The sequence below is a fragment of the Anaerolineales bacterium genome (assembly GCA_022866145.1).
In the GTDB taxonomy this organism is placed as follows: Bacteria; Chloroflexota; Anaerolineae; order Anaerolineales; family E44-bin32; genus PFL42.
This window is the reverse complement of sequence record JALHUE010000146.1, coordinates 1-1,676: the sequence shown is the minus strand read 5'-3', so window position 1 is coordinate 1,676 and position 1,676 is coordinate 1. Positions and strand designations below refer to the sequence as shown.

Genomic DNA, 1,676 nt, shown 5'->3' with positions numbered 1-1,676 from the left:
TCGGCGCGGGTCACGGCCTGGTAGAACAGCCCGGCCTGCTCGCGGCCGAGGCGCGGCTCGAGACCGAGCTCGGTTCGAACCGCTTCCCGCAGGAAGGGGTCCTCCCGCTCAACCTCAGGGAACAACCCTTCGGATAGCCCCATGAGCGCCAGCGCCCGCAGGCGGATGCCACGCGCTTCCAGCACGCGCAGCACCAGGATCGCCGGCTGGGCCCACGGAAGGGGATCCGGCAGGTAAGCGCCCTCCATGTTGCTGTGCAGGTCGGCGATGAAGGTGTCGAAGCTCGACGGCTGCTCGCCGAACACCTGCTCGCCAAGAACCAGCGAGCGCAGCGTGTCCCTCAAGGCGGCGATCGAGGCTTGATCGGCCTCGGTCTGCTGCTGATCGAAGAAGCAGAGATCGTCGAGCAGGTCCTCCAGCCACCTCACCCAGGCATGGATCGGCTGAGGACCGGGCGGCGTCAGCCGCTCGGCGAAGGCGCGCAGGCTCTCCCACAGGATTCTTGCCTCGGGGCCGATAGGGAGGCGCGGCTGGGCCGGCAGATCCTCTTCTTCAGCCGGAGGAGGTGCGTCAACCTGCTCGAGGCGGTTCAGGGTGTCTTGCCACTGATCCAGCCCTTCGACCACCGGACCGGCCAGACTTGCCAGCTGCAGCGGGTCGGCATGCTGGCGGGTGAGCCCGAACGGCTCGAGGTTGAAGTACGGGGAGCGGATGGTGGCCAATGTCAGGCCCTGAGGCCAGTTGCGAGATGACAGATCGAGCAGGTCGAGGAGCGCCACCATCCCGGGTGCGGCTGCGAAGGACTCTCCCTGTGTGAAGCGGATGGGCAGCCCGAACTCGCTCGCCGCCTCGCGCAGATGCGGGCGATAGCGCTCGGGGAAAGGCGTGACCAGGGCGCATTCGTCGGGGAGCAGGCCGTCGCGCACGATGCGAGCCTTGATCCAGCGCAGCGCCTCGCGCGCCTCGTCGACGGGCGTGCGGGCCTCCAGGAAGGCAACGTTGCGCTCAGCAGGGATGCGCTCACCAGCCGATTCGAGCAGCTTCGCTTCGAGGTGCGCGAGGGGGGCCGGCAGGCGCGTGTCCGAGAGTGGTTCGTCAAGGACAGCCTCCGGAAGTGCGCTGCGGAGTGTGTTGAGGGCACGGGTGAACCGGCGATGGATCGGTCGAGGCAAGGCAGGGTGACCCGGAAGCGTGACGATCACCTCTGGCACGGCGGCCCCCAGGAGGCGGATGGCGGCCAGCTGGGAAGCGTTGAACGAGTCGAAGCCGTCCACGACAACCAGCTGGATGTTGCGAACGGGGGTGTCATCCTGCTCAAGGGCCTCGACAGCCAGCCAGTTGAGGCCTTCGGGGTCGGTCCACCCTGCATCCTCGAGCAGGCGCTGGTAGGCCGCATACACGCGGCCGATCTCAACCAGACCAGGGCCATGGTCTTGGGTGGCGTCAAGCAGAGAGCCGGGGAAGAGCCGCGAGCGCTTGAACTCGGCGATGCGGTCGACGAGGGTCTGGATGAAGCCAGGAGTGGAGGCAATTGCGGCGAAGTGCGGGATCTGACCGGCGACGAGCAGGCCTTCGATCGCCCCCTGGACCAGGCGGTAGATCATGGGGTCGGTGGCGATGGGAACTGCCCTGCCCGAGCGTCGCAAGACCATGGTGTACAGGTCGCCGAAGGTGCC

The 1,676-nt window shown here is 67.6% G+C and carries 1 protein-coding gene; it reads right to left on the bottom strand.

The window, feature by feature from the left end; all coding sequences use genetic code 11:
• Nucleotides 1-1,676 (bottom strand): hypothetical protein (locus MUO23_04575; GenBank protein MCJ7512225.1); only part of this gene is annotated, 1,676 nt, incomplete at both ends.